Origin of the sequence: Serinibacter salmoneus (assembly GCF_002563925.1) — a bacterium.
Taxonomy (GTDB): Bacteria; Actinomycetota; Actinomycetes; order Actinomycetales; family Beutenbergiaceae; genus Serinibacter; species Serinibacter salmoneus.
The window spans coordinates 1,159,092-1,181,287 of sequence record NZ_PDJD01000001.1 but is presented as its reverse complement, the minus strand read 5'-3'; the positions used below and the strand labels follow the sequence as shown (position 1 = coordinate 1,181,287).

General features: G+C 70.3%; 19 protein-coding genes and 1 other RNA gene. 7 read left to right on the top strand and 13 right to left on the bottom strand.

From position 1 onward, the window contains the following. Window positions 1–12: 12 nt before the first annotated feature. Together adhE and ATL40_RS05140 are read right to left on the bottom strand one after the other, a co-directional pair. The gene (gene adhE / locus ATL40_RS05145) at window positions 13–2,754 is read right to left on the bottom strand and encodes a bifunctional acetaldehyde-CoA/alcohol dehydrogenase (protein WP_098468602.1); all 2,742 of its coding nucleotides are present in this window, start codon (window positions 2,752–2,754) and stop codon (window positions 13–15) included. A 119-nt stretch (window positions 2,755–2,873) separates the two neighbouring features. After that, on the bottom strand, window positions 2,874–3,296 hold the full coding sequence (locus tag ATL40_RS05140) for an RDD family protein (protein ID WP_169925877.1): 423 nt from the start codon (window positions 3,294–3,296) through the stop codon (window positions 2,874–2,876). 225 nt (window positions 3,297–3,521) lie between these two features. On the opposite strand from ATL40_RS05140, the gene glnA reads away from it, so the two are divergent. Beyond that, window positions 3,522–4,946, top strand: a complete 1,425-nt coding sequence (gene glnA, locus ATL40_RS05135) for a type I glutamate--ammonia ligase (protein ID WP_098468600.1) — start codon at window positions 3,522–3,524, stop codon at window positions 4,944–4,946. A 116-nt stretch (window positions 4,947–5,062) separates the two neighbouring features. On the opposite strand, the gene ATL40_RS05130 is transcribed toward glnA, so the two are convergent. The 4 genes from ATL40_RS05130 to ATL40_RS05115 form a co-directional block, all read right to left on the bottom strand. Further along, window positions 5,063–6,202 (bottom strand): NAD(P)/FAD-dependent oxidoreductase, encoded by a 1,140-nt coding sequence (locus ATL40_RS05130; RefSeq protein ID WP_098468599.1) that lies wholly within the window; start codon window positions 6,200–6,202, stop codon window positions 5,063–5,065. A gap of 52 nt (window positions 6,203–6,254) precedes the next feature. After that, window positions 6,255–7,646, bottom strand: a complete 1,392-nt coding sequence (locus ATL40_RS05125; protein WP_098468598.1) for a carboxylesterase family protein — start codon at window positions 7,644–7,646, stop codon at window positions 6,255–6,257. 10 nt (window positions 7,647–7,656) lie between these two features. After that, on the bottom strand, window positions 7,657–8,958 hold the full coding sequence (locus tag ATL40_RS05120; protein ID WP_098468597.1) for an ion channel protein: 1,302 nt from the start codon (window positions 8,956–8,958) through the stop codon (window positions 7,657–7,659). 67 nt (window positions 8,959–9,025) lie between these two features. Next, entirely contained in the window at window positions 9,026–9,601 is a 576-nt protein-coding gene (locus ATL40_RS05115) for a potassium channel family protein (protein ID WP_098468596.1), read from the bottom strand. A gap of 132 nt (window positions 9,602–9,733) precedes the next feature. On the opposite strand from ATL40_RS05115, the gene ATL40_RS05110 reads away from it, so the two are divergent. After that, on the top strand, window positions 9,734–10,807 hold the full coding sequence (locus tag ATL40_RS05110; protein WP_098468595.1) for a threonine aldolase family protein: 1,074 nt from the start codon (window positions 9,734–9,736) through the stop codon (window positions 10,805–10,807). A gap of 40 nt (window positions 10,808–10,847) precedes the next feature. Here ATL40_RS05110 and ATL40_RS05105 read toward each other — a convergent pair whose 3' ends face one another. Further along, window positions 10,848–13,898, bottom strand: a complete 3,051-nt coding sequence (locus tag ATL40_RS05105) for a bifunctional [glutamine synthetase] adenylyltransferase/[glutamine synthetase]-adenylyl-L-tyrosine phosphorylase (protein WP_098468594.1) — start codon at window positions 13,896–13,898, stop codon at window positions 10,848–10,850. A gap of 4 nt (window positions 13,899–13,902) precedes the next feature. Then, entirely contained in the window at window positions 13,903–15,240 is a 1,338-nt protein-coding gene (locus ATL40_RS05100; RefSeq protein ID WP_098468593.1) for a glutamine synthetase family protein, read from the bottom strand. A gap of 169 nt (window positions 15,241–15,409) precedes the next feature. Between ATL40_RS05100 and panB the strand changes: the two genes are divergently transcribed. Beyond that, complete coding sequence (panB, locus tag ATL40_RS05095) at window positions 15,410–16,228, top strand: 3-methyl-2-oxobutanoate hydroxymethyltransferase (protein WP_098468592.1); 819 nt, start codon at window positions 15,410–15,412, stop codon at window positions 16,226–16,228. Here the strand turns inward: panB and ATL40_RS05090 are convergent. After that, window positions 16,216–16,464: a hypothetical protein gene (locus ATL40_RS05090; RefSeq protein WP_098468591.1), complete on the bottom strand. Its 249-nt coding sequence runs from the start codon at window positions 16,462–16,464 to the stop codon at window positions 16,216–16,218. The genes panB and ATL40_RS05090 overlap by 13 nt on opposite strands. Window positions 16,465–16,538: 74 nt before the next feature. On the opposite strand from ATL40_RS05090, the gene ppgK reads away from it, so the two are divergent. Next, window positions 16,539–17,294 carry a polyphosphate--glucose phosphotransferase gene (gene ppgK, locus ATL40_RS05085; RefSeq protein ID WP_098468590.1) on the top strand — a complete coding sequence of 252 codons (756 nt, stop codon included), beginning with the start codon at window positions 16,539–16,541 and terminating at the stop codon, window positions 17,292–17,294. Next, entirely contained in the window at window positions 17,291–17,686 is a 396-nt protein-coding gene (locus ATL40_RS05080; protein WP_098468589.1) for a hypothetical protein, read from the top strand. Before ppgK ends, ATL40_RS05080 begins: the two co-directional genes overlap by 4 nt. 43 nt (window positions 17,687–17,729) lie before the next feature. On the opposite strand, the gene ATL40_RS05075 is transcribed toward ATL40_RS05080, so the two are convergent. The 3 genes from ATL40_RS05075 to rnpB all read right to left on the bottom strand — a co-directional run bounded on the left by ATL40_RS05075 (window position 17,730) and on the right by rnpB (window position 18,991). After that, window positions 17,730–18,194 (bottom strand): PPOX class F420-dependent oxidoreductase, encoded by a 465-nt coding sequence (locus tag ATL40_RS05075; RefSeq protein ID WP_098468588.1) that lies wholly within the window; start codon window positions 18,192–18,194, stop codon window positions 17,730–17,732. A 9-nt stretch (window positions 18,195–18,203) separates the two neighbouring features. Continuing rightward, a complete protein-coding gene (locus ATL40_RS05070) occupies window positions 18,204–18,566 on the bottom strand; it encodes a hypothetical protein (RefSeq protein WP_143556866.1) in 363 nt (120 codons plus the stop codon). A gap of 58 nt (window positions 18,567–18,624) precedes the next feature. Beyond that, an RNA gene (rnpB, locus tag ATL40_RS05065) (RNase P RNA component class A) lies at window positions 18,625–18,991 on the bottom strand. A 60-nt stretch (window positions 18,992–19,051) separates the two neighbouring features. Here rnpB and ATL40_RS05060 point away from each other — a divergent pair. Next, entirely contained in the window at window positions 19,052–19,777 is a 726-nt protein-coding gene (locus ATL40_RS05060) for a YaaA family protein (RefSeq protein ID WP_098468586.1), read from the top strand. A gap of 118 nt (window positions 19,778–19,895) precedes the next feature. After that, a complete protein-coding gene (locus ATL40_RS05055) occupies window positions 19,896–21,413 on the top strand; it encodes an MFS transporter (protein WP_211283064.1) in 1,518 nt (505 codons plus the stop codon). Here the strand turns inward: ATL40_RS05055 and ATL40_RS05050 are convergent. Continuing rightward, window positions 21,410–22,141, bottom strand: a complete 732-nt coding sequence (locus ATL40_RS05050; protein ID WP_098468585.1) for a zinc ribbon domain-containing protein — start codon at window positions 22,139–22,141, stop codon at window positions 21,410–21,412. The two genes, ATL40_RS05055 and ATL40_RS05050, sit on opposite strands and share 4 nt — an antisense overlap. Between the last annotated feature and the right edge of the window lie 55 nt (window positions 22,142–22,196).

Genomic DNA, 22,196 nt, shown 5'->3' with positions numbered 1-22,196 from the left:
GTCAGCCAGGTCTCAGCCGGCCGCGACCTCCTCGCGGGTGGCCCGGACCTCCTCGACGGACGTGCCGTAGTAGGCGGCCAGCATGATCTCCTTCATGTCCTCCCGCATCGGCATCCGCGGGTTGGCCGGTGCGCACTGGTCCTCGTAGGCGCCGGTGGCGACCTCGTCGAGGCGGCTGAGGAACTCCGCCTCGTCCACACCCTGCGCTTGGAAGGACTGCGGGATACCGACCCGCGCCCGCAGGGACTCCACGGCTCGGGCGTAGGACTCCACGCCCTCGGCCGGGGTGCTCGCCGGCAGACCCAGGTGCGCCGCGATCTGCTGGAAGCGCTCCGGTGCCACGTAGTGCTCGTACTTCGGCCAGCTCGTCAGCTTGGTGGGCACCTGACCGTTGTAGCGGATCACGTGCGGCAGCAGGGTGGCGTTCGTGCGGCCGTGCACCAGGTGGTAGGTGGAGCCGACCACGTGCGCCATCGCGTGCACGATCCCGAGGAAGGCGTTCCCGAAGGCCATGCCGGCGATGGTGCCGGCGTTGTGCATCTTCTCCCGCGACTCCCCGGTGCGGGGGTCCTCGGCGTCACCGGTGACGGACTGCGCCAGGTTCTCGAAGATCAACTTGATCGCGTGCAGCGCCATGCCGTCGGTGAAGTCGTTCGCGTACACCGAGGTGTAGGCCTCGGTGGCGTGGGTGAGGGCATCGAAGCCGGAGTCCGCGGCGAGCGAGCGCGGCATGGAGGCGGTGAGCGCCGGGTCGATGATCGCCACCGACGGGGTCAGCGCGTAGTCGGCCAGCGGGTACTTCTTGCCGGCCTCCACATCCGAGATGACCGCGAACGGCGTCACCTCCGCACCCGTGCCCGAGGACGTCGGGATGCACACGAGCTGCGCGAGCTGGCCCAGCGTGGGGAACCGGAAGGCACGCTTGCGCACGTCGAAGAACTTCTGCTTCAGGTCGGAGAAGTCGATCTCGGGGTGCTCGTAGAGCAGCCACATCACCTTCGCGGCGTCCATCGGCGAGCCGCCGCCGAGCGCAATGATCGTGTCCGGCTTGAAGTGGCGCATCTGCTCGGCGCCCTTCTGCACGGTCTGCACGCTCGGCTCGGGCTCCACCTGGTCGATGATCTGCATCGCGACCTTGTTGCCGCGCCGGTTGAGCACGTCCATGACGCGGTCGGCGAACCCGAGCCTGGTCATGACGGAGTCCGTGACGATCGTCACGCGCTCGACGTCCGGCATGTCGGCGAGGTAGCGGATCGCGTTCGGCTCGAAGTAGGTCTTCGCCGGAACCTTGAACCACTGCAAGTTGTTGTTCCTCCGCCCGATGCGCTTGATGTTGACCAGGTTGATCGCCGAGACGTTGTTGGACACGGAGTTGTGCCCGTAGGAGCCACAACCGAGTGTCAGAGAGGGGATGAAGGCGTTGTAGATGTCGCCGATGCCGCCCAGGGAACTGGGCGCGTTGGTGATGATGCGCACGGCCTTGACGCGTGAGCCGAACTCCTCCGCGAGGGCCTCGTCCTCGGTGTGGATGGCACCGGAGTGGCCCAGACCGTCGAACTCCACCATCTGCTCGGACAGCCGGATGCCCTCCTCCGCCGAACCCGCGCGCAGCACGGCGAGCACGGGGCACAGCTTCTCCCGGGTCAGGGGCTCACCGGGTCCGACCTCGCTGACGGGTACGAGGATGATCGAGGTGTCCTCGGGCACGGAGAAACCGGCCTGCTCGGCGATCCACGCCGGGTGCTTGCCCACGACCGTGGGGTTGAGCTTGGCGCCGCCGCAGTTGGCGGAGAACGCATCCACCCCGAAGATGAACCGCTCCAGCATCTCCTTCTCCTCGGCTGAGGCGAGGTAGGCGTGCAGCGTGGCGAACTCACTCATCGCCTCGTCGTAGATCTCCTCGTCCAGGATGACGGCCTGCTCCGAGGCGCAGATCATGCCGTTGTCAAAGGCCTTGGACAACACGACGTCGTTCACGGCGCGCTTGAGCTTCGCGCTGCGGGTGATGTAGGCGGGAACGTTCCCGGCGCCCACTCCGAGGGCGGGCTTGCCGCAGGAGTAGGCAGCCCGGACCATGGCGTTGCCGCCGGTGGCGAGGATGAGCGCGACCCCGGGGTGGTTCATCAACCGGCTCGTGGCCTCCAGGGAGGGTGCCTGCACCCACTGCACGCAGTCGGCGGGCGCACCTGCCGCCACCGCGGCGTCACGCACGATGCGGGCCGCGGCCACGGAGCACTCCTGGGCGCCGGGGTGGAAGGCGAAGACGATCGGGTTGCGGGTCTTCAGGGAGATCAGCGCCTTGAAGATCGCCGTCGAGGTGGGGTTGGTCACCGGGGTGACCCCGCAGATCACGCCGACCGGCTCAGCGATCTCCGTGATCCCGTTGAGCTCGTCCTTGCCCACCACACCCACGGTGCGCAGGTCACGCATCGAGTGGGTCACGTGCTCGCACGCGAAGATGTTCTTCACGGCCTTGTCCTCGAACACCCCGCGGCCGGTCTCGGCCACGGCGATCTCGGCGAGGGCTCCGTGCTGGTCCAGGGCAGCCACGGCGGCCTTGGCCACGATCCGGTCGATCTGCTCCTGGGTGAATGAGGCGTACTCGGCCAGGGCGCGCTGCCCGCGCGCCACCAGGTCGTCGATGTGGGCGGCGGTCGGGTCGGCGGTGGGGGCGGCGGCGTCCAGGGTCTCCTCGACGATGCTCTCGGCGTCCTCGGCCTCCGAGGCGACCTGGCCGTCAGCGGTGGTGGTCATATTCGGCTCCTGTGGGTCTGCGCTGGATGATGCTTCCACGCTAGGCCCCGTGATTCCGCCGATTCTGAGGCCGAGGTCCCGGGGACTTCGGTCCCCGGGACATCAGTCCCAGGCGCCTGCTACCACCGCACGATGGCGGTGCGCGCGGCGATATCGTGCAGCCCGCGGCCGTCGGCTCCCCACACCACCGCGGGGATGACCAGGCACATCAGGGCGGTGCGGATCACGGCGGCGAGCGGTGGGAGGGGGGAGGCGCCGTCGTCGTGGCGCACCAGACGCAACCCGCAGATCCGGTGCCCGATGGTGGCGCCGAGCGTCATGGCCAGCAGCGCCGTCATGCCCGCGAACACGCCGAGGGTGGCCATGGAGTCGAAGTCGAAGAAGCCGGCGCTGATCGCCGAGGCGATGGCCCAGTCGATCAACAGCGCGATCACCCGTCGCCCCAGCAGCGCCGAGTCCACGCCCGACGGCGCATCCTGGCCCACGCCGTCCCGGCGGCCGGGGCTCGGGTCGGCAGGTACGGGATCAGGTCGGGCGGGCACCTCTCGATCGTAGTCGCCACCGTCGGCGTCGCCCGTCGCCTGCGGTGGCCGCCCGGGCGCCCTCGTGGTGAACTGAGATCCTTCCAGGTTTCCCCACGGCCACCCCCGCGTTCCTCCAAGACGCGGGCTGCACTCTGTAACATTGAGGACACATCGAGGTCACGGGTGGGAAACCCGCTCCCCCTACGTTCGATGTGACCCAGGGACCAACCACGAAGGAGCCCCATGTTCAGTTCTGCCGAGGAGGCCATCGCCTTCACGAAGGAGCAGGACGTCAAGTTCATCGACGTCCGCTTCATCGACCTGCCGGGCGTGCAGCAGCACTTCAACATCCCCGTCGAGGCGTTCGAGGAGGAGGCCTTCTCCGAGGGCCTCATGTTCGACGGCTCCTCGATCCGTGGGTTCCAGGCGATCCACGAGTCCGACATGAAGCTCATCCCGGACGTCACGAGCGCCTTCATCGACCCGTTCCGCGCCGAGAAGACCCTGGTTGTCTACTTCTCCATCGTGGACCCCTTCACCGATGAGCCCTACGGCCGCGACCCGCGCCAGATCGCCGCGAAGGCGGAGACCTACCTGAAGTCGACCGGTATCGCCGACACCGTCTTCTTCGGCCCGGAGGCGGAGTTCTACCTCTTCGACTCGCTGCGCTACCAGTCCGAGTCCAACGGTTCCTTCTACGAGATCGACTCCATCGAGGCCGCGTGGAACACCGGGCGCGAGGAGGATGGCGGGAACCTCGGCTACAAGACCCGCTTCAAGGGTGGGTACTTCCCCCTCTCCCCCAGCGACAAGTTCGCCGACCTGCGCGACACGATGGTGACCACGCTGCAGAGCGTGGGCCTGCAGGTCGAGCGCGCACACCACGAGGTGGGCACCGGCGGCCAGCAGGAGATCAACTACCGCTTCAACACGCTGCAGTCCGCCGGCGACGACCTGATGAAGTTCAAGTACGTCATCAAGAACGTCGCGAACGTGGCCGGTCACGTCGCCACCTTCATGCCGAAGCCGGTCTTCGGCGACAACGGCTCGGGCATGCACTGCCACTCCTCGCTGTGGAAGGACGGCCAGCCGCTGTTCCACGACGAGTCCGGCTACGGCGGCCTGTCGGAGATGGCCCGCTGGTACATCGGTGGTCTGCTGCACCACGCGCCGTCGCTGCTGGCGTTCACCAACCCCTCGGTGAACTCCTACCGCCGCCTGGTGCCGGGCTTCGAGGCCCCGATCAACCTGGTGTACTCGGCGCGTAACCGCTCCGCCTGCATCCGGATCCCGATCACCGGGTCCTCCCCGAAGGCCAAGCGCGTGGAGTTCCGCGTGCCGGACCCGTCGGCCAACCCCTACCTGGCGTTCTCCGCGATCCTGATGGCCGGCATCGACGGCATCAAGAACCGCATCGAGCCGCCGGAGCCGGTCGACAAGGACCTCTACGAGCTCCCGCCGGAGGAGCACGCGGCCATCCAGCAGGTGCCGACCACCCTGCCGGAGGTGCTCGAGGCACTCGAGGCCGACCAGGACTACCTCACCGAGGGCGACGTGTTCACGCCGGACCTCATCGAGACCTGGATCGACTACAAGCGCACCAAGGAGGTGCTGCCGGTCCAGCAGCGCCCCACGCCCCTGGAGTTCGAGCTCTACTCCGACATCTGAGCGGGACTGCGGCTGCGGTCGTTCAGCACGGCCGAACGACGGCACGGAACAGCCGCTGACCTGTGCAATAGCGCCGCCGAGCGACCTCCTGGTCGCTCGGCGGCGTTTGCTGCTCCTCACCCGGTCGGACGCTGCCAGGGACCGGGTTCGGGCTGGTACGTCCTGAGCCACCGGCGGTCGATGTATCGCTTGAGGTGCAGCGGGCCGGTGCCGTACCACCACACTCGGCCGCGGACAGCGAGCCCGACGGCACCGCCGAGATCGAGGATCGACAGGGCACGGCGCTGGGGTTCGTAGACCGGCAGGGGCTCTGCTCGAACCCGCGCGAGCAGGCTGCGGTGCAGCACCGGTCCTTGCCGCACCCCGTGGACCCCGAGGCGAGGCAGCGGCCGTGGGAGGAAGTGGGCGCAGTCACCGACCGCGTAGATCTCGTCGCGGTCGACGTGCTGGAGCGTGGCCCGCACCGGCACCCCGTGCCCGTCGCCGAGTCCGAGAGCAGCGAGCAGCGGGGGTGCAGCGAGTCCGGTGGCGAGCACGGCGACATCGTGGGCCATCTGCGTACCGTCCTGGCACACGAGCTGTCGTTCGCCGATCTCGCTCACGACGCACCCGGTGTGCACCACCACGTCACGCTTGGTAAGGAGTCGGCTGATCCGCGTGCGCGCACCTGCGGGAAGGTCGGCACCGAGGAACGGCCCGGACTCCACCAACCGGACCTGGGCGACGTCGGGGCGGACCGCGAGGTGGGCCGCCAGCTCCAGGCCCGAGGCACCGCCTCCCACCACCGTGACCGCGGCACCGCGCTGACCCAGCGCTCGCAGGCGGACATCGAGATCGCCGAGACCACTCAGCGGTTTGACCCTCAGCACGCCAGGATGCACCTCCATGCCCTCCGGTGCGACGACGCTGCCGATATTGATCGAGAGCACGTCATACGGCAGGCGGGCGCCATCCGACGTCACCGCGATCCGCGCGTCCGCATCGAGCGACTCCACGGTCGCCTCGTGGAAGTCCACACCACAGCCAGCGGCCAGCGCCCGCACATCGATTCTCCCCGCGTCGCCGGACAGCGCCCCGGCGGCCCTCGCCGACGCGACGCCGCTGTAGTCGAAGAAGCGCGGGGCGAGAAGTTGCACCCGATAGCCGGCGGCGGCCAACTCCGCGGCGTGCTTGACGAGATAGAGATGTGTGTGGCCGGCGCCCACCAGGAGCAGCGCTGTCATCGCGGCCCCGGCATCGTGCCCCGGCTCAGGCATGTCACCGGTCCGAGGTTCCTTCTGAGCAGGCCGATGGCCTCGTTCGCCATGCCTAGTTCTCGACGCGGCTGGTCAGCGTGAGGATCTCCGCCGCCGCCTGCGCCGTCTCCTGCGAGACACCGCCCGTGCGGGCGAACTGCGCCCACACCGCCCGCATCAGCGCGGCCAACCGCTCCAGTTCCTCCGGCGGGGTGGCCCCGATCAGCAGGGCGCCCTCCCACGCCTGCGGTGTGCCCAGCAGCAGCGGCAGGTCGGAGTTGTGCCGCGCACCGAGCAGGGTGCCCTGCGGGCGCCAGTCCAGCAGGTACCGCACCGCGTTGCCCCCGGCCTCCCGGTGCAGACCTGCGAGATGATCGGCGCCGTCGGCGTAGATGCGCCGCGTGCTCCACTCGATGAGACCACCCTCGGTGAGGATCCAGTCCCGCCCGGAACGGCCCCGGGTGAACAGCGCTGCCTCCTGGGTGGTGTTCCCGATCATGAGGTCGATCTGCGGGGCGACGGCGCGCCATGCCGCCTCACGGTCTCGCTCCGCCGGCAGTGGCCGGTGCCCGTAGCGCAGACCGAAGGGCATACCGCCACGCAGACCGCCGGCGGTGAGGAAGCCGGCGGTGGAGGCCCGCGCCTGGCGGCGCAGCACCGCCTCGAGGTCCTCCCCCGGCTGCGGGGTGCCGGCGGCGCGCAGCATCGCCCGGTACATCGGTTCGCGGCCCGTGACGATCCCGAGTGGGGCGCTCTGGACGATCACGCGCCGCAGCAGACCCCGGGCGCCCGCCGCGATCATGAGGTGAGCGGCAGAGTCACCACCGGCGGACTGCCCGAACACGGTGACGCAGGCCGGATCCCCGCCGAAGCCCGCCACGCAATCGCGGACCCAGCGCAGCGCCTCGATCTGATCCAGCAGACCGAGATTCGCGGGACCCCCGCCGAACCCGAGATAGCCCAGGACCCCGAGGCGGAACGTCACGGAGACCACCACCACGCGCTCCTGACGCACCAGGGGCGCCGGATCGTAGATCGGCATGTCACCGGCGCCGCCCACGTAGCTCCCGCCGTGCAGCCACACCATGACGGGCAGGTCCTCCCCGGGCACGGCGTCCTCGGGTGCGGTGACCGACAGCCGCAGGCAGTCCTCGGAGATCACCAGGCGCTCGCGACCACCGCCGAGCACGTCGTGCGCCACGGGTGTGATGGGCTGCGGTGCGGCGGGTGCCGGGGTGTCGGCGAGGTAGGGCTCGTTCAGGCGTACGGGTTCGGCCACGGCGTACCGCTCGGCGCGGGCGTAGGGCACCCCCAGGGCCCGCAGCACGCCATCGCTGACGACGGCGTGCAGGGTGCCGCGTGGTGTGGCCACCGCGCGCGTGGCCGGGCTACCAGTGGCTCGACTGTGCGTGGCTCGGCTGTCGGTACCCGGGGCGTCGGTGGCCTGGCTCGATGCTGCGCTCACCTGCTCGAGGCTACCCGCGTTCGGGTGTGACCGCGGCGGCCTCCTCGGGCGGGGAGTCGAGTTGGCCCGGGGCGTGCACGATCATCTCGGGCACGCGCGCCAGCAGCAGCCAGATCGGCAGCAGCACGGCGATGAGGGCGGAGATCACGGTGGCATCCCCCACGATGATGACGCCGCCGAACAGGGCCATCCAGCCGCTCTTGCTGACGGCGAGCACTGTGCCGAGCACGCCCGCGCCCACCGCGAGGCCGATGGAGACGTCCGGCAGGATCGCGTGGCCGAGCACGCCGGTCGCGGTGCCGATGAAGATCGCGGGGAAGATCCGCCCGCCCCGGAAGCCCGCGGCCGCGGAGACCACGAGGGCGGCCGTCTTGATCACGAGGATCCCGACCAGGCTGCCCAGGGCGATGGTGTCGGCCTCGGAGATGATCTGCGCGGTGGCCGCGCTGCCCTTGAACATGGTGATCTCGCCGCCGATCGTGCCCAGCACGCCGAGCACGAGGCCACCGGCGGTGGTGTACAGCAGGGGCCGGCGCAGCCGACGGAATGCCCGGTGCGCGAGGGGCAGCAGGTAGGTCGCGGCAACGCCGAACGCCGCGGCGGCCGCCGCGATCAGCACCGCCCAGCCGGTCGAGGCGAGCGTCACATCGGCCGGACCGAGGTCCCCGATCAGGCTCGGCATGCCGAGCAGGCGTGCGGTGATCGAGGCGGCGACGGCGGAGACCATCGGCAGGAACATCCGGTCCCACAGGCCGCCGGGCCCCTTGGCTGCGGCGAGCGCCTCGGTGAGCAGCAGGGCTGCGGCGAACGGCCCGGAGAACATCGCCGCGATGATCCCGGCGAAGGCGGTGACCATCGCGAGCTGTACCGGGACGGCGGGCAGGAACCTCCGCGCCCCCCAGACGGTGACGCCGACGCCCAGCGCGATGATGGGACTCTCGGGGCCGAGACTCACGCCGCCCGCGAGAGCGAGCACGAGCACGATCGCGACCCCGGGGAGCGAACGCAGCGGGAGCGGCGGCGCATTCAACTCGATCTGGGCGGAGTCGTAGCCCGCGTGCCCGGGGGCCCGCTCGACCACCAGGCCGATCAGCGCGCCGGTGATCGTCAGGATCACCAGCGGCCACCACCGGGCCTCACCCACGCCGAGGGCGTCCGGCAGCGCACCCCACCACAGATGCTCCAGCAGCGCCGCGAGCTCCTCCGCCCCCCACAGCAGCAGGGCGCACACCACGCCCACGAGCGCCGCCGGGAGGGTCAGCGCCAGCAGGGTGCGTGCCAGGGGGGTCTCGGCGTCGGGTGCCTGGTTCACGGGTCTCCGGGGGCTCGGGGATGGGTGTGAATGCTCGGGGTCAGGGGGACGGTCGGGTTCGGTCCGCTCAGTCGTCGTCGGGCGGTGACGTGCCGTGAACGGTGGCGGCGCGGCGCTGACCCTGACGCAGGAGGTTGCGCACCAGGACGGCCACGAACCCCAGGGTGAGGGCCATCTGCACGGTCACCACGCCACGGGCCATCTGGCCCACGGCGGTGATATCGCCGAACCCGGTGGTGGTGACGATGGTCATGGAGAAGTAGAGCGCGTCGCCACGGCCGAGTTCCTCGCTGAACGAGGCGGGGTCCGCGGCCGACTGGCAGGCGTAGGTGTAGGCGAACAGGGTGGTGAATCCCGTGATCACCAGGATGATCGACTCCACCGAGGTCAGCAGGGGGCGCTCACTGCGCAGGATCCTGCGGAACTCGAACAGCACGAAGGCCACGAAGGCGGCGCCCACGAGCCCGATCATGATCAGGGCCATCACGTAGGAGGGTGCGTGCACCAGCGGCACCGCGAAGTACAGCGAGATCGCGACCACCACGGTCGCGCCGATGCGCAGCAGCATCCACGCGTCGGGTTTCGGCGCAGGTGTGGGCGCGGGAGCCTGCGGGGGGTCGGCGGGCAGGGCCGGGTCGCTCATGATCCACCGCCTCCGTGATCGCGCATCCGCCGGGCGCTCGGGGGGAGGCGGACGCCGCCCAGCCTAGTCAGACGACGCCGCACACCGCTCGCCGGGGTCATGGGCACCGACGCGTCGTGACAGGATCGAGCCATGCTGCGTCACGACCCCACCTCCATCGCCTTCGCCTCGGACAACTACGCGGGAGTGCACCCCGAGGTGATGGCGGCACTGGTCGAAGCGAACGGCGGGGACGTGGTCGCCTACGGTGAGGACCCCTACACTGCGGCGCTGCGGGAGTCCCTGAGCCGCACCCTGAGCGCGCCGGTCGCGGTCTACCCCACCTTCAACGGCACGGGCGCCAACGTGGTGGCGCTGCAGGCGATGCTGCCGCGATGGGGTGCGGTGATCGCGGCGGAGTCCGCTCACATCAACACCGATGAGGGCGGCGCACCGGAGCGGATGGGGGGCGTGAAGATCCTCACGGTCCCCACCCCGGACGGCAAGCTCACCCCTGAGTTGGTGGACCGCCAGGCCTGGGGTTGGGGCTTCGAGCACCGCGCACAGCCACTCGTGGTCTCCCTCACCCAGTCGACCGAGTTGGGCACCTGCTACACACCCCGGGAGATGCGGGCACTCGCCGATCACGCCCACGAGCGGGGGATGCGCTTGCACGTGGACGGGGCGCGGCTCGCGAACGCCGCGGCGCACCTGGGCTGCGACCTCGCAGCGATCTCCAGCGGCGCCGGCGTGGACGTGCTCTCGCTGGGCGGGACGAAGAACGGCGCCATGGGGGCCGAGGCGGTCGTGGTCCTGGATGACGAGGCCGCGCCGGGCATGACCTACGTGCGCAAGCTCTCGATGCAGCTGGCCTCGAAGATGCGGTTCATCTCCGCTCAGCTCCTGGCGCTCTACGACGGCGACCTGTGGTTGCGCAATGCCTCCCACGCCAACGCCATGGCCACCCGGCTGCGCACGCACCTGGTGACGGCGATCGAGAGCGGGCAGGCGCCCGGCCTGGCCTTCACCCAGGACACGCAGGCCAATGCCCTGTTCGCCACCCTGCCGGCCGCGGCTGCCGCGAGGGTGCGTGAACGCTTCCGGTTCTACGACTGGGACGAGGCCAGGGGCGAGGTGCGGTGGATGTGCTCGTTCCAGACCACCGCCGAGCAGGTGGACGCGATGGCTCAAGAAGTCATCGCGGCGCTGGCAGGAAGTCCTCGCTGAGTCCTGCTGCCCTCGCCGCGGTCACCGCACATCGAGTGGCCTACTCCCCGTAGAAGACTCGTTCGACGACCGCGCGGGCACGCCGCGCCACCCGCAGGTAGTCCTCCTCCAGGCGCCACGGGGACGTATCGGGGTACCCCATGAGGTGGGCGACGCCCGCGAGTTCGCGACGCTCGGAGGGCAGGACATCCAGTTTGGTACCGGATGTACGCCCGGTGTACAGCACGATGGCGTCACGGGCCCGCACGGCCATCGACCAGGCCCGGCGTAGCCGCTCCTCGTCGGAGGCGGTGATCAGGTCGGCCTCCTTGGCTGCCTGCAAAGCCTCCAAGGTGCGGGTGGTGCGCAGACCGGGGACCTCGTGTGCGTGCAACAACTGCAGGAACTGCACGGTCCATTCCACGTCGGCCACTCCGCCGCGCCCGAGCTTGAGGTGGCGCTGTGGGGAGACCCCGCGGGGCAGCCGCTCGCTCTCCACGCGCGCCTTGATCCGCCGGAACTCGCGCAATTGGGAGTCGTCCAGGCCACCGGGCGCGTAGCGGATGGGATCGATCAGGTCCACGAACCGGCGCCCGAGGTCCACGTCCCCCGCCACCGGCCGCGCCCGCAGCAGCGCCTGGCGTTCCCACCCGGAGGACCACCGGCCGTAGTACTCCTGATAGGCGGCGAACGAACGGGCCAGGGGGCCGTTGCGTCCCTCGGGCCGAAGGGTGGCGTCCACCTCGAGCGAGGGCTCGGAGGAGGTCTGCCCCAGCAGGTTCGCCACCCGTTGGGCGACGGCGAGTGCGAACTTCTGGGCGCGGTCGTGATCCTCGCCCGGGCGAGGGTCGTGCACGAACATCACGTCGGCGTCGGAGGAGTAGCTGAGCTCCTGACCACCGAGGCGACCCATCGCCACGATCAGCAGCAGGGTCGGGGTCTCCTCGATCCCCCACTCGGTGCACACATCGTGCGCGGCGATCCGCAGGGCGCCGCGCAGAGCGGCGTCGGCCGCGTAGGAGATGGCCGGCGTGTCCACGGCGGACAGCCGGGTCAGGACGTCCGAGAGAGCGGTACGGGCGAGTTCGCGGCGCCGCAGGAACCGCACCATGGTGATGGAGGACTCGCTCGAGGTGCGACGCCGCAGCGTGGCGTCCATCTCCGCCCCGAGCTGCTCGGGGCTGCGGGGTGTCAGGTCGCCACCCTCGGCGAGCCATTTCACCGACTCCGGGGAGCGCCGCAACGCATCCGCGGCGTACTTGGAGGAGGACAGCACGATCGCCAGGTCGTGGGCCACCACCCCGGAGTCGCGCAGCAGCTTGAGGTACCAGTACTCCGACCCCATCTCCTCCGAGAGCGCCCGGAAGCCGAGCAACCCGGCATCGGGGTCGGTGCCCTCGGTGAACCAGGCGAGCATCACCGGCAGGAGTTGGCGTTGGATGGCGGCGCGGCGCGAGACCCCGTCGGTGAGCGCGGAGATGTGCTTCATGGCGGCCTCGGGCGCGCGATAGCCGAGCGCCGCCAACCGTGCCTTGGCTGCCTCCGGCGAGAGTGCGGCGTCATCGGCGGACAGTCGCGCCGTCGCCGGCAGCAGCGGTCGGTAGAAGAGTTCCTCGTGCAGGCGCCGCACGTCACGGCGGGTGTGCCGCCACCGCACGAGCAGCTCGGTGGCGACGTCGGACTCCTCGTCCGGCACCAGGCGCATCGAGCGCGCCAGTCGGTCCAGGTCCGCCTCCTTGGTGGGCAGCAGGTGGGAGCGCCGCATCCGGTAGAGCTGGATGCGGTGCTCCATCAGCCGCAGGAACCGGTAGCACACGGCCAGGCGGGCGGCGTCGGCTCGGGAGACGAATCCCTCCGCGGCCAGGGCCGCCAGGGCGCGCAGGGTGTTGCGGGAGCGGATCTCCGGGGCGAGGCGGCCGTGCACGAGCTGCAGCAGCTGCACGGTGAACTCCACGTCCCGCAGTCCACCGGCGCCGAGCTTGAGTTGGCGGTCGGCGTCCTTGCGGGGCACGTGGTCCTCCACGCGGCGCCGCATCGCCTGGGCGTCCTCCACGAAGTTCTCGCGCTGTACCGCGGTCCACACCATCGGGCCGATCGCCTCCAGGTAGGCGTCGGCGAGGTCCCGGTCGCCCGCCACCGGGCGAGCCTTCAGCAGCGCCTGGAACTCCCAGGTCTTCGCCCACCGCTTGTAGTACGCGAGGTGGCTGGCGAGGGTCCGCACCAGCGGCCCCTGCTTGCCCTCGGGTCGCAGCGCGGCGTCGACCTCCCACAGGGCGGGTTCCTGCGAGGGCGAGGAGCACGCCCTGGCCATCGCCGAGGCCAGTCTCGCCCCGATGCGCATCGCCCGGTCCTCATCGATGCCCGCCTCGGCGGCGCCGTCGGCCGGTTCGGCCACGAAGACCACATCGACGTCGGAGATGTAGTTCAGCTCACGGCCACCGGTCTTGCCCATCCCGAGCACGGCGAGGCGCACGTGCTCGGCGTGCTCGATCTGGGCGCGACCGATGGCCAGCGCAGCCTCGAGCGCGGCGGCGGCGAGATCGGCCAGAGCGGCTGCCACGCCCGGCAGCACCGAGAGCGGATCGGGCCGGGTCAGGTCCGTGGCGGCCACCCGCAGCAGCTGGCGGCGGTAGGCGCGTCGCATCGCGTCCACGGCGCCAGGCAGCGCGTGCTGCGGTACGAGGGGCACCGGGGCGTCCGGGTCCGCCTCCACGGCGCGCAGCAGGCTCGCGCGCAGGTCCTCGGCGCTCTCCAGCAGGATCCCGGCGCCTCGTTCCCCGGTCACCACGGCAACGTCCGCCGGGTGGTGCACGAGGGTGTCCCCCAGTGCCGCGGAGGCTCCCAGGACCGCCAGCAGCCGCTCCCTCGGCTCCCCGGCCTCCAGGAGTACCGTGCGCAGCGCGTCACGCTCGGCAGCCGAGGCGTTGTCGTGGATCCGCACCAGGGTGAGCAGCGCGAGGTCCGGGTCGGCGCACTCCCCCACGGCGCGCAACGCGTCAGGGTCCTGGGCGTACAGATCGCCCAGCCACTCCTCCTGCATGAGCGAGGCCGCGCGAGTGGCGTCCTTGAAACCCCACCGGATGAGGGAGGTCGTCAGCGACGGCACTCTCATGGCGTCACAGCGCCCGCAGGAACTTCGAGACCTCGTACGGGGTGACCTGGGCGCGGTACTCCTGCCACTCCTGCCGCTTGTTGCGCAGGAAGTAGGCGAACACGGACTCGCCGAGGGTCTCCGCCACGAGCTCGGAGCGCTCCATGATGTCGAGCGCGTCCTGCAGGTTGTTCGGCAGCGGCGCGATGCCCATGGCCCGGCGCTCGGCGTCGGTGAGGCTCCAGACGTTGTCCTCGGCCTCGTCCGGCAGTTCGTAGCCCTCCTGGATGCCCTTGAGGCCCGCCGCGAGCATCACCGAGTAGGTGAGGTAGGGATTGGCCGCGGCGTCGATCCCGCGGTACTCCACGCGAGCGGACTGACCCTTGCCGGGCTTGTACATCGGCACCCGGATCAGGGCGGACCGGTTGTTGTGACCCCAGCAGACGTAACTCGGGGCCTCGCCGCCACCCCACAGCCGCTTGTAGGAGTTCACGAACTGGTTCGTGACGGCGGTGACCTCGGCGGAGTGGTACAGCAACCCGGCGATGAACTTGCGCGCGGTGTCGGAGAGCTCGTACTGCCCTGCCGGGTCGTGGAAGGCGTTGTGGTCACCCTCGAACAGCGAGAAGTGCGTGTGCATACCGGACCCGGGGTGCTGGATCAGCGGCTTGGGCATGAAGGAGGCCATGATGCCCTGGTCGAGCGCCACCTCCTTCACCACGGTGCGGAACGTCATCACGTTGTCCGCGGTGGACAGGGCGTCGGCGTAGCGCAGGTCGATCTCGTTCTGCCCCGGACCTCCCTCGTGGTGGGAGAACTCCACCGAGATCCCCATGGACTCCAGCAGGCTGATCGCGGCGCGGCGGAAGTCGTGACCAGTGCCTCGGGCCACGTGATCGAAGTACCCCGCCTCGTCCACCGGGATCAGCGGACCACCGGAGCTCACCGGGGTGTGGAAGAGGTAGAACTCGATCTCGGGGTGGGTGTAGAAGGTGAACCCGGCGTCCGCCGCCTTGTTCAGGGCGCGCTTGAGCACGTTGCGCGGGTCCGCGGCGGCGGGCTCGCCGTCCGGGGTGAGGATGTCGCAGAACATTCGGGCGGTACCCCGCTGGTCGCCCCGCCACGGCAGCACCTGGAACGTGGAGGGGTCGGGGCGCGCCAACATGTCCGACTCGGCCACCCGCGCCAGGCCCTCGATGGAGGAGCCGTCGAACCCGATGCCCTCGGCGAAGGCGTTCTCCAACTCGGCGGGAGCGATCGCCACGGACTTCAGCAGACCCAGGACATCGGTGAACCACAACCGGATGAAGCGGATGTCGCGCTCCTCGACCGAACGGAGCACGTACTCCTGCTGCTTGTCCATACCTCTCCCTGCCTCGAGTGGGACTCCGGCATCTCCGGCGACCTCCCGTTCCTATCATGTCGCGTTCCACGCCTGTGTGCCCACCTGCGCGGTGCGCGTCGAGCGGAGCCGACTACCCTGAACCGCAGCGAGATGTCCGCCCGCTGCCCTGGACTGCCGAAGGAGCACGATGTCCACCACGCCCGCGCCGGCCCCGTTCCGCGTGCCGCACCTGCGCCGCGCCAAGGAGAACGGCGAGCGTCTGACGATGCTGACCGCCTACGACGGCGCGACCGCGCGCATCTTCGATGACGCCGGCATCGACATGCTGCTGGTGGGGGACTCGATCGGCGACAACATGCTCGGCCACGCCACCACGATCCCGGTGACGTTGGAGGAGATGGTGCTCGCCACCCGCTCCGTCTCCCGCGCCACGCGACGCTCCCTCGTGGTGGCGGACCTGCCGTTCGGCACCTACGAGGCCAGCGCTCAGCAAGCGCACGCCTCCGCCGTCCGCCTGATGAAGGAGGGCGGCGCGGCCGCGGTGAAGATGGAGGGCGGCGAGCGGATCGCCGCCCAGGTCTCGCTCCTGACCGGCGCGGGCATCCCCGTGGTCGGGCACCTGGGCCTGACCCCGCAGTCCGAGCATCTCATCGGCGGCAAGCGCGTCCAGGGCCGTGGCGAGGAGGCGGCCGCGCGGCTGCGGCGCGACGCCCTCGCGCTCGCCGAGGCCGGTGCGGTGGCGCTCGTGCTGGAGATGGTCCCGGCTCCGTTGGCACGCGCGGTCAGCGCGGACCTGGAGATCCCGACCATCGGAATCGGGGCGGGCAACGGCTGTGACGGCCAGGTCCTGGTCTGGCTGGACATGGCGGGGATGGGCGACTGGTCACCCCGGTTCGCACGCCAGTTCGGGCAGGTGGGGGCCGCCCTGCACACCGCCACCACCGACTACATCGCGGCGGTGCGCGACGGCTCCTTCCCGGGGCCGGAGCACACCTACGAGAGCTGAGCGTTCCTCACCGGCGGTGAGCCACGCCGTCCGCCCCTACTCCCCCGCCACTCCTTCTCCGCCTCGTCCCAGGAGTCGTTGCGCCGCTGCGCGGTGGTCAGCGCCGACGCCGCCTCCTCGCGCGTGGCGTAGGGCCCCATCCGGTGCTTCCACGCGGAGACCATGCCCTGCTCCACCTCACCGGTGGTGATGTTGTAGTAGTAGCCGCGCTCGCGCAGATCGTCCTCGTTCGGCATCACGCCCACCTTTCCCTAGACTCATGCCCAAGCGTGCTGCCGCACGAGGTCAAGCGCAACGGAGAGGGCACGGAATGTCGGAGAAGATCGCGTTCGGGATCGACGTCGGCGGGTCCGGCATCAAGGGTGCCCCCGTGGACCTCAAGCACGGCGAGTTCGCCACCGACCGGGTCCGGATCCCCACGCCGCAGCCCGCCACCCCGGAGGCGGTCGGAGAGGTGCTCGGCCAACTCGTGCGCTCCTTCGACCTGCCGAAGAAGGCGCCGATCGGGCTCACCTTCCCGGCGATCGTGAAGAAGGGTGTGGCCTACTCCGCCGCCAACGTGGACGACTCCTGGATCGGCACGGACATCTCCGCCGTAGCGCGTGAGGCCACGGGCCGCAAGGCGGTCGTGGTCAACGACGCCGACGCCGCGGGCTACGCCGAGGTGAAGTACGGCGCCGCGAAGGGTGTGGACGGCCTGGTCATCGTGGCCACCCTGGGAACCGGGATCGGATCCGCGATGATCTACGACGGCGAGCTCATCCCCAACTCCGAACTCGGGCACCTCGAGATCGACGGCCACGACGCCGAGACCCAGGCCTCCAGCGGGGTGCGCGAGCGCGAGGGCTGGACCTTCCAGGAATGGGCGCCTCGCCTGCAGCGGTACTTCAGCCACGTGGAGATGCTCTTCTCCCCCGACCTGTTCGTGATCGGCGGCGGGGTCTCCAAGCACCACGCGAAGTTCCTCCCGCTGCTGGACCTGAACACCCCGATGGTGCCCGCCCAGCTGCGCAATGCCGCCGGAATCGTCGGCGCCGCGGCCTTCGCTCACAGGCACGCCGCGTGAGCGAGCCGAGCGGGAACGCCGAATCCGTCGCACAACTCGCGGCGTGGCAGGACGCATTCGGCCTGGAGAAGTGGTTCTTCATCGCCCGCGGGAGCGACGAGGAACCCACGCCGTTCGCGATGCAGATCGAGGAGCGGGGCGTGGTGGCCACCTTCACCTCCCCCGAACGCGCCGTCGCGTTCGCGGCGGCCTCGGGGCTCCCGGAGGAGGAAGGCCGCCGGCTGCTCGCGGTCCCGGTGGACCGGGTGACCGACCTGCTGATGGGCTACATGGAGTCCGGCGTGGACACCCTGGTGCTCGACCCCGGCACGCAGGACGCGGCCCTGCTGCTCGCGGCGCTACCGCACGTGAAGAAACTCGCGGCTATCCGCGAGGTCATCACGCCCGAGTAGCACTGTTGAGTCCCTGCCACGGGCGGCGGCGTCGGTCCACGAGTCAGTCGGCGAGACGCGCTGGGAAGCCACCGGTGGCCACCGGCCCCCACCGGGTGATGGTGAGGCGGATCAGGGACTTGCCCTGCGTGCGCATCGCCTCGCGGTACTCCTGCCAGTCGGGGTGTTCCCCACTGATCGAGCGGAAGTACTCCACGAGCGGTTCGACGGCATCGGGCATGTCGAGCACCTCGGCCTCGCCGTCCACCTGCACCCACGGGTCGGAGAACGCGGCGCCGAGAGACATGAGCGACGCCGCCGGGTTGCGGCGCGCGTTGTGGGCCTTGGCGCGCTCGGGATAGGTGGAGACCACCACGCGGCCCTCGCCGTCCACGCCGTAGGCGACCGGACTCAGTTGCGGCGAACCGTCCCGGCGCGTGGTGACCAGCACCCCCGTGTGCCGGGAACGCAGGAACTCCAGCAGCTCGGGGCGCTCGAGTCGGGTGGTGGTGGCGATCGTCCGCGGCATGTGCCCAGCCTAGGACGCGTCCATGAGGCTGAGTGCGCGCGGGCCGAGCTCGATCACCACCGGAAGGCCACGCAGGACCTCCACATCCGCGACAACACCGCGCCCCGCGAGGACAAAGGAAATGAGATCCAGTGGCAGTTCGTCGACTTCCGAGTCAGCAACCAGCGTGACCTTCGCCGAGTCGACGAGGGACTCCCGGGAGATCAAATCCCTCCGATAGCCGGGAGGTGCCAGAACGTCGAAACCGAAGTCGAGGGGAATCAGCACCCGTTCGCCTGAGACAAGAACAGCGTACTGATCGACCCGAAAAGAGGTGACGCTGCCTACACGCTCCGTGAGTTCACACACGGCGGTGAGTGACACAACGTTCATGACCACGTCTCCCAACCACCATCCGCCTGCACATCACCGCAGGTCACAGCAAGAACGGTGGATGAGTCGGCCGATACGCCGGGTTCTGTGAACGCCGCCGGTTACCCGGCGGCGAACGGCGACCATCCATCTACGACACGCGTTGCCGCGTGCCTCCAGCGGCCTACCCGGGAGCGTTGAGCGGGCGACTCACTCCCTGTCTGGCCTTGCTCCGGGTGGGGTTTACCGAGCCGCGGCGGTCACCCGCCGCGCTGGTGCGCTCTTACCGCACCGTTTCACCCTTACCCCCCGCGCTGCGAGGGGCGGTCTGTTTTCTGTGGCACTGTCCCGCGGGTCACCCCGGGTGGCCGTTAGCCACCACCCTGCCCTGTGGAGCCCGGACGTTCCTCGGTCCCCGAAGGGAACGCGGTCGCCTGGCCGACTCATCCACGGGTGAGTCTACCCGCGCATCCTCGGCCGCTCGTGCGTGGACCTAGGGTGGACTGGTGCTTCTCGTCCTTCCCCCCTCCCGCGGCCAGACCCCCGGCCCTCCCGGCGCCGCTCCTGTGCAGCTGGACTCGCTGGCCCTGCCCTCCCTGACCGAGGCCCGTACCCGCCTGGTCTCCGCACTCGCCGGCACCGAGCACGACCCGGTCACCCGACCCACCGCACCCGCTCACACGGTGTTCACGGGTGTGCTGTTCGCCGCCGCCGACCTGCCGGGGGCCGTGCGCAGCCGCGGCGCGGCGGCTCGCCGGGTGCGGGAGGACGTGGTGATCGCCTCCCCGCTGCTGGGCATGGTCACCCCCACCGATGCCATCCCCGCGAGCCGCCTGGCGATGGGGTCGGTGCCCGGGATCGGGTCCCTCGGGTCGTTCTGGCGCCCGGCGCTCACCGAGGCGCTCGCGCACCGCCCCTCCCAGGAACTCGTGGTGGACGTGCGCTCCTCGGAGTTCCTCCCGTTGTGGCGGCCCGCGCCGACTGCCGACTGGGTGCAGGTGCGGGTGGAGGAGGAGGTCGACGGCGAACGTCGGGTGGTCTCGCACGCCGCCAAGCACCTGCGGGGAGTCCTGGTGGGTCACCTCCTGCGCCGGCGGGGTGCCGAGCCGACCGACGCGCGCTCACTGCTGCAGGCGGCCCGCGGGCTGCGCACGAGCGGCGCGATCAAGGCCGCGGAGCTGCAGCACTCGCCCCGGTCCGGCACCCCGGCGGTCCTCACCCTCGTGTGCTGAGGGCGGCCCGCCCGCTGTTCACGTGCCGTTCACGCTCCGGTGACCGGCTGCGATGTCGCGCCGGCAGGGACCGCACTAGCGTGTGGATCACCCTCCCCCCGGACCGCGAAGGACCCCCGTGAGCACGAGCGCGCGCTCGATCCAGAGCTACCTCGACGAGACCCCGCAGTGGCCGGACGGCACCCGCCTCGTGCAGGCGCCGATGACCGGGATGCAGCAGCTCATCTTCGCCCTCGCGAGCGCCGGGAAGCTCTTCGAGGGTCTCGTGGTGTTCATGAACGGTGTGGCGTTGCCTTTGGTGACCCTGGACTTCTCCCTCACCACGACGCAGCAGGGCATGGTCACGGCCGCTCCCCTGTTCGGGATCCTGCTGGGCGCGATCGCGCTGGGCAACCTCTCGGATCGCTTCGGGCGCAAGCAGGTCTTCATCGCCGAGATGCTCGCCTTCACGGTGTTCCTGGTGGGGTTGGCGCTCGCGCCGACCTTCCCGGTCATGCTGCTGTGCCTCATCGGCACGGGCGTGGCGCTGGGCAGCGACTACCCGGTCGCCCACCTCATGCTGTCGGAGACGATGTCCTCCCGTGCGCGCAGTCGCACCGTGCTGGGGGCCTTCGCCTTCCAGGCGGTGGGTGCCGTGGTCGGCTCGATCATCGCCGTCGTGATCCTGCGCCTCATGCCGGGCGACGCCTCGAGCTGGCGGGTGATGTTCGCCGTCGCGATCCTGCCGGCGCTGGCGGTCTCGACCGGGCGGTTCTTCGTGGTGCAGTCCCCGCACTGGGCGCTGACCAAGGGGCACTCCGTGCTCGCCCACGAGGCCCTCACGCGACTGCTCGCCCGTTCCCCCGCCTACCCGGAGCGGGTGGTGATCAAGGCACCGAAGAAGCCCAAGGGCAAACACAAGGCCACCTTCGCCGACCTCTTCCGCAAGAAGAAGGCCCGCCGCGCCACGATCCTGGCCTCCGTCCCATGGTTCCTGCAGGACCTGGGGACCTACGGGATCGGGATCTTCACGCCGGTGATCGTCGCCACCACCTTCGGGTCCGGTGCCGCACAGACGGACACCGACGACCACTCGGTGGCCGCGGTCGTGGCCAGCAGCCTGGAGGGCGCGGAGGCCGCCGTCTTCATCGACGCATTCCTCGTGATCGGGATCCTCGTGGCCATCCGGTACGTGGACCGGGTGGGCTCGATCCGCCTGCAGATCTGGGGCTTCCTCGGGTGCGGCCTCGGCCTGGGGATCGCGGCGCTGTCCGGAGCGTTCGTGGGCGCGCCCCAGACGGCGCTGATCTTCCTCGGCTTCATCGTGTTCAATTTCGCCACGAATGCGGGACCGAACTCCCAGACCTACCTGCTGGCCGGGGAGGTCTTCCCCACCAAGATCCGCGGAACCGGCGCCGGGTTCGCGGCCGCGTTCGCGAAGATCGGTGCGGTGATGACCTCGTTCCTCTTCCCGATCCTGCTGGCGGCGATCGGGCAGACGGCGCTGCTGCTGATCCTCATCGCGACCTCGGCGCTCGGTGCGTGGGTCACCCACCGCTTCCAGATCCGCACCACCGGGGTGAACCTGGAGGAGATGCAGTTCGAGGACCCCGAGCAAACGGGGAGCGCCGGGGCTCTGGCGCAGCCCGCCCGTTAGTCCGACACGCGCACCAGGATGTAGCCGTCCTCCGAGCGCATCACCTGGTCAGCCGGGGCGGTGCGCAGGTCGTTGATCTCGCTCAGCGAGAGGTCCAGGGCGATCGGCTCGGTGCGCTGCCCCCGCACGGTGAGCACGGCCAGGCCCCCGGTCTGCGCGCGGACCTTCTCGTACAGCGCCAGCAGGCCCTCGTCCAGGCCCCGGATCGCGACTGCGCGCTTGGCTTCCAGTTCGGCGAGCTGGCCGTCCAGGTCCGCCAGTGCCTCGCGCTGCTCGGCCTCCACCCGCTCGATGTCGGCGGCGATGGAGGTTGCCTGCTCGCGGATCGCCGTGAGCTCGCCCTCGGCCGTCTCGACCGCCTCCATCGTCTCCAGCTCGATCTCCTCCAGCGCCGCCTGACGGCGGGCGAGGGACTCCAGTTCCGACATCATGGACACGGACTCCTTGGGGCTCAGGCTCCCGGAGTCCAGTCGCTGCTGGTCGCGGGCGGCACGCACCCGCACCTGCTCCACATCCGCGTCGGCCTTGGCCTGGGCGCGTTGCGCGTCCTTCAGCGTCGAGACAGCGACCACCTCCGCGCGAGCCAGGTCGGCGGCGCGGTCGCGCAGTTCGCTCAGCGTGGCGTGCGTGGGGTGACTGCGATGGGCGTGCGCCACCTTCGCGCGGGCGGTGTCGAGCGCCTGCACATCCAGGAGTCGGCGCTGATCGGTGGCGGGTGCTGTGCTCACGGGTTCACCTCGGTGCTGGATGCGGGGCTGTCGGACCCACGGCGCCCATCCGTGG

What these genes read in the sequence shown, in the direction of transcription:
- panB (WP_098468592.1), top strand. Translation starts at nt 15,410, where the DNA reads ATGTCCACCACGCCCGCGCCGGCCCCGTTCCGCGTGCCGCACCTGCGC.
- adhE (WP_098468602.1), bottom strand. Translation starts at nt 2,754, where the DNA reads ATGACCACCACCGCTGACGGCCAGGTCGCCTCGGAGGCCGAGGACGCC.
- ATL40_RS05070 (WP_143556866.1), bottom strand. Translation starts at nt 18,566, where the DNA reads ATGAACGTTGTGTCACTCACCGCCGTGTGTGAACTCACGGAGCGTGTA.
- ATL40_RS05090 (WP_098468591.1), bottom strand. Translation starts at nt 16,464, where the DNA reads ATGCCGAACGAGGACGATCTGCGCGAGCGCGGCTACTACTACAACATC.
- glnA (WP_098468600.1), top strand. Translation starts at nt 3,522, where the DNA reads ATGTTCAGTTCTGCCGAGGAGGCCATCGCCTTCACGAAGGAGCAGGAC.
- ppgK (WP_098468590.1), top strand. Translation starts at nt 16,539, where the DNA reads ATGTCGGAGAAGATCGCGTTCGGGATCGACGTCGGCGGGTCCGGCATC.
- ATL40_RS05115 (WP_098468596.1), bottom strand. Translation starts at nt 9,601, where the DNA reads ATGAGCGACCCGGCCCTGCCCGCCGACCCCCCGCAGGCTCCCGCGCCC.
- ATL40_RS05105 (WP_098468594.1), bottom strand. Translation starts at nt 13,898, where the DNA reads ATGAGAGTGCCGTCGCTGACGACCTCCCTCATCCGGTGGGGTTTCAAG.
- ATL40_RS05075 (WP_098468588.1), bottom strand. Translation starts at nt 18,194, where the DNA reads ATGCCGCGGACGATCGCCACCACCACCCGACTCGAGCGCCCCGAGCTG.
- ATL40_RS05100 (WP_098468593.1), bottom strand. Translation starts at nt 15,240, where the DNA reads ATGGACAAGCAGCAGGAGTACGTGCTCCGTTCGGTCGAGGAGCGCGAC.
- ATL40_RS05130 (WP_098468599.1), bottom strand. Translation starts at nt 6,202, where the DNA reads ATGCCTGAGCCGGGGCACGATGCCGGGGCCGCGATGACAGCGCTGCTC.
- ATL40_RS05110 (WP_098468595.1), top strand. Translation starts at nt 9,734, where the DNA reads ATGCTGCGTCACGACCCCACCTCCATCGCCTTCGCCTCGGACAACTAC.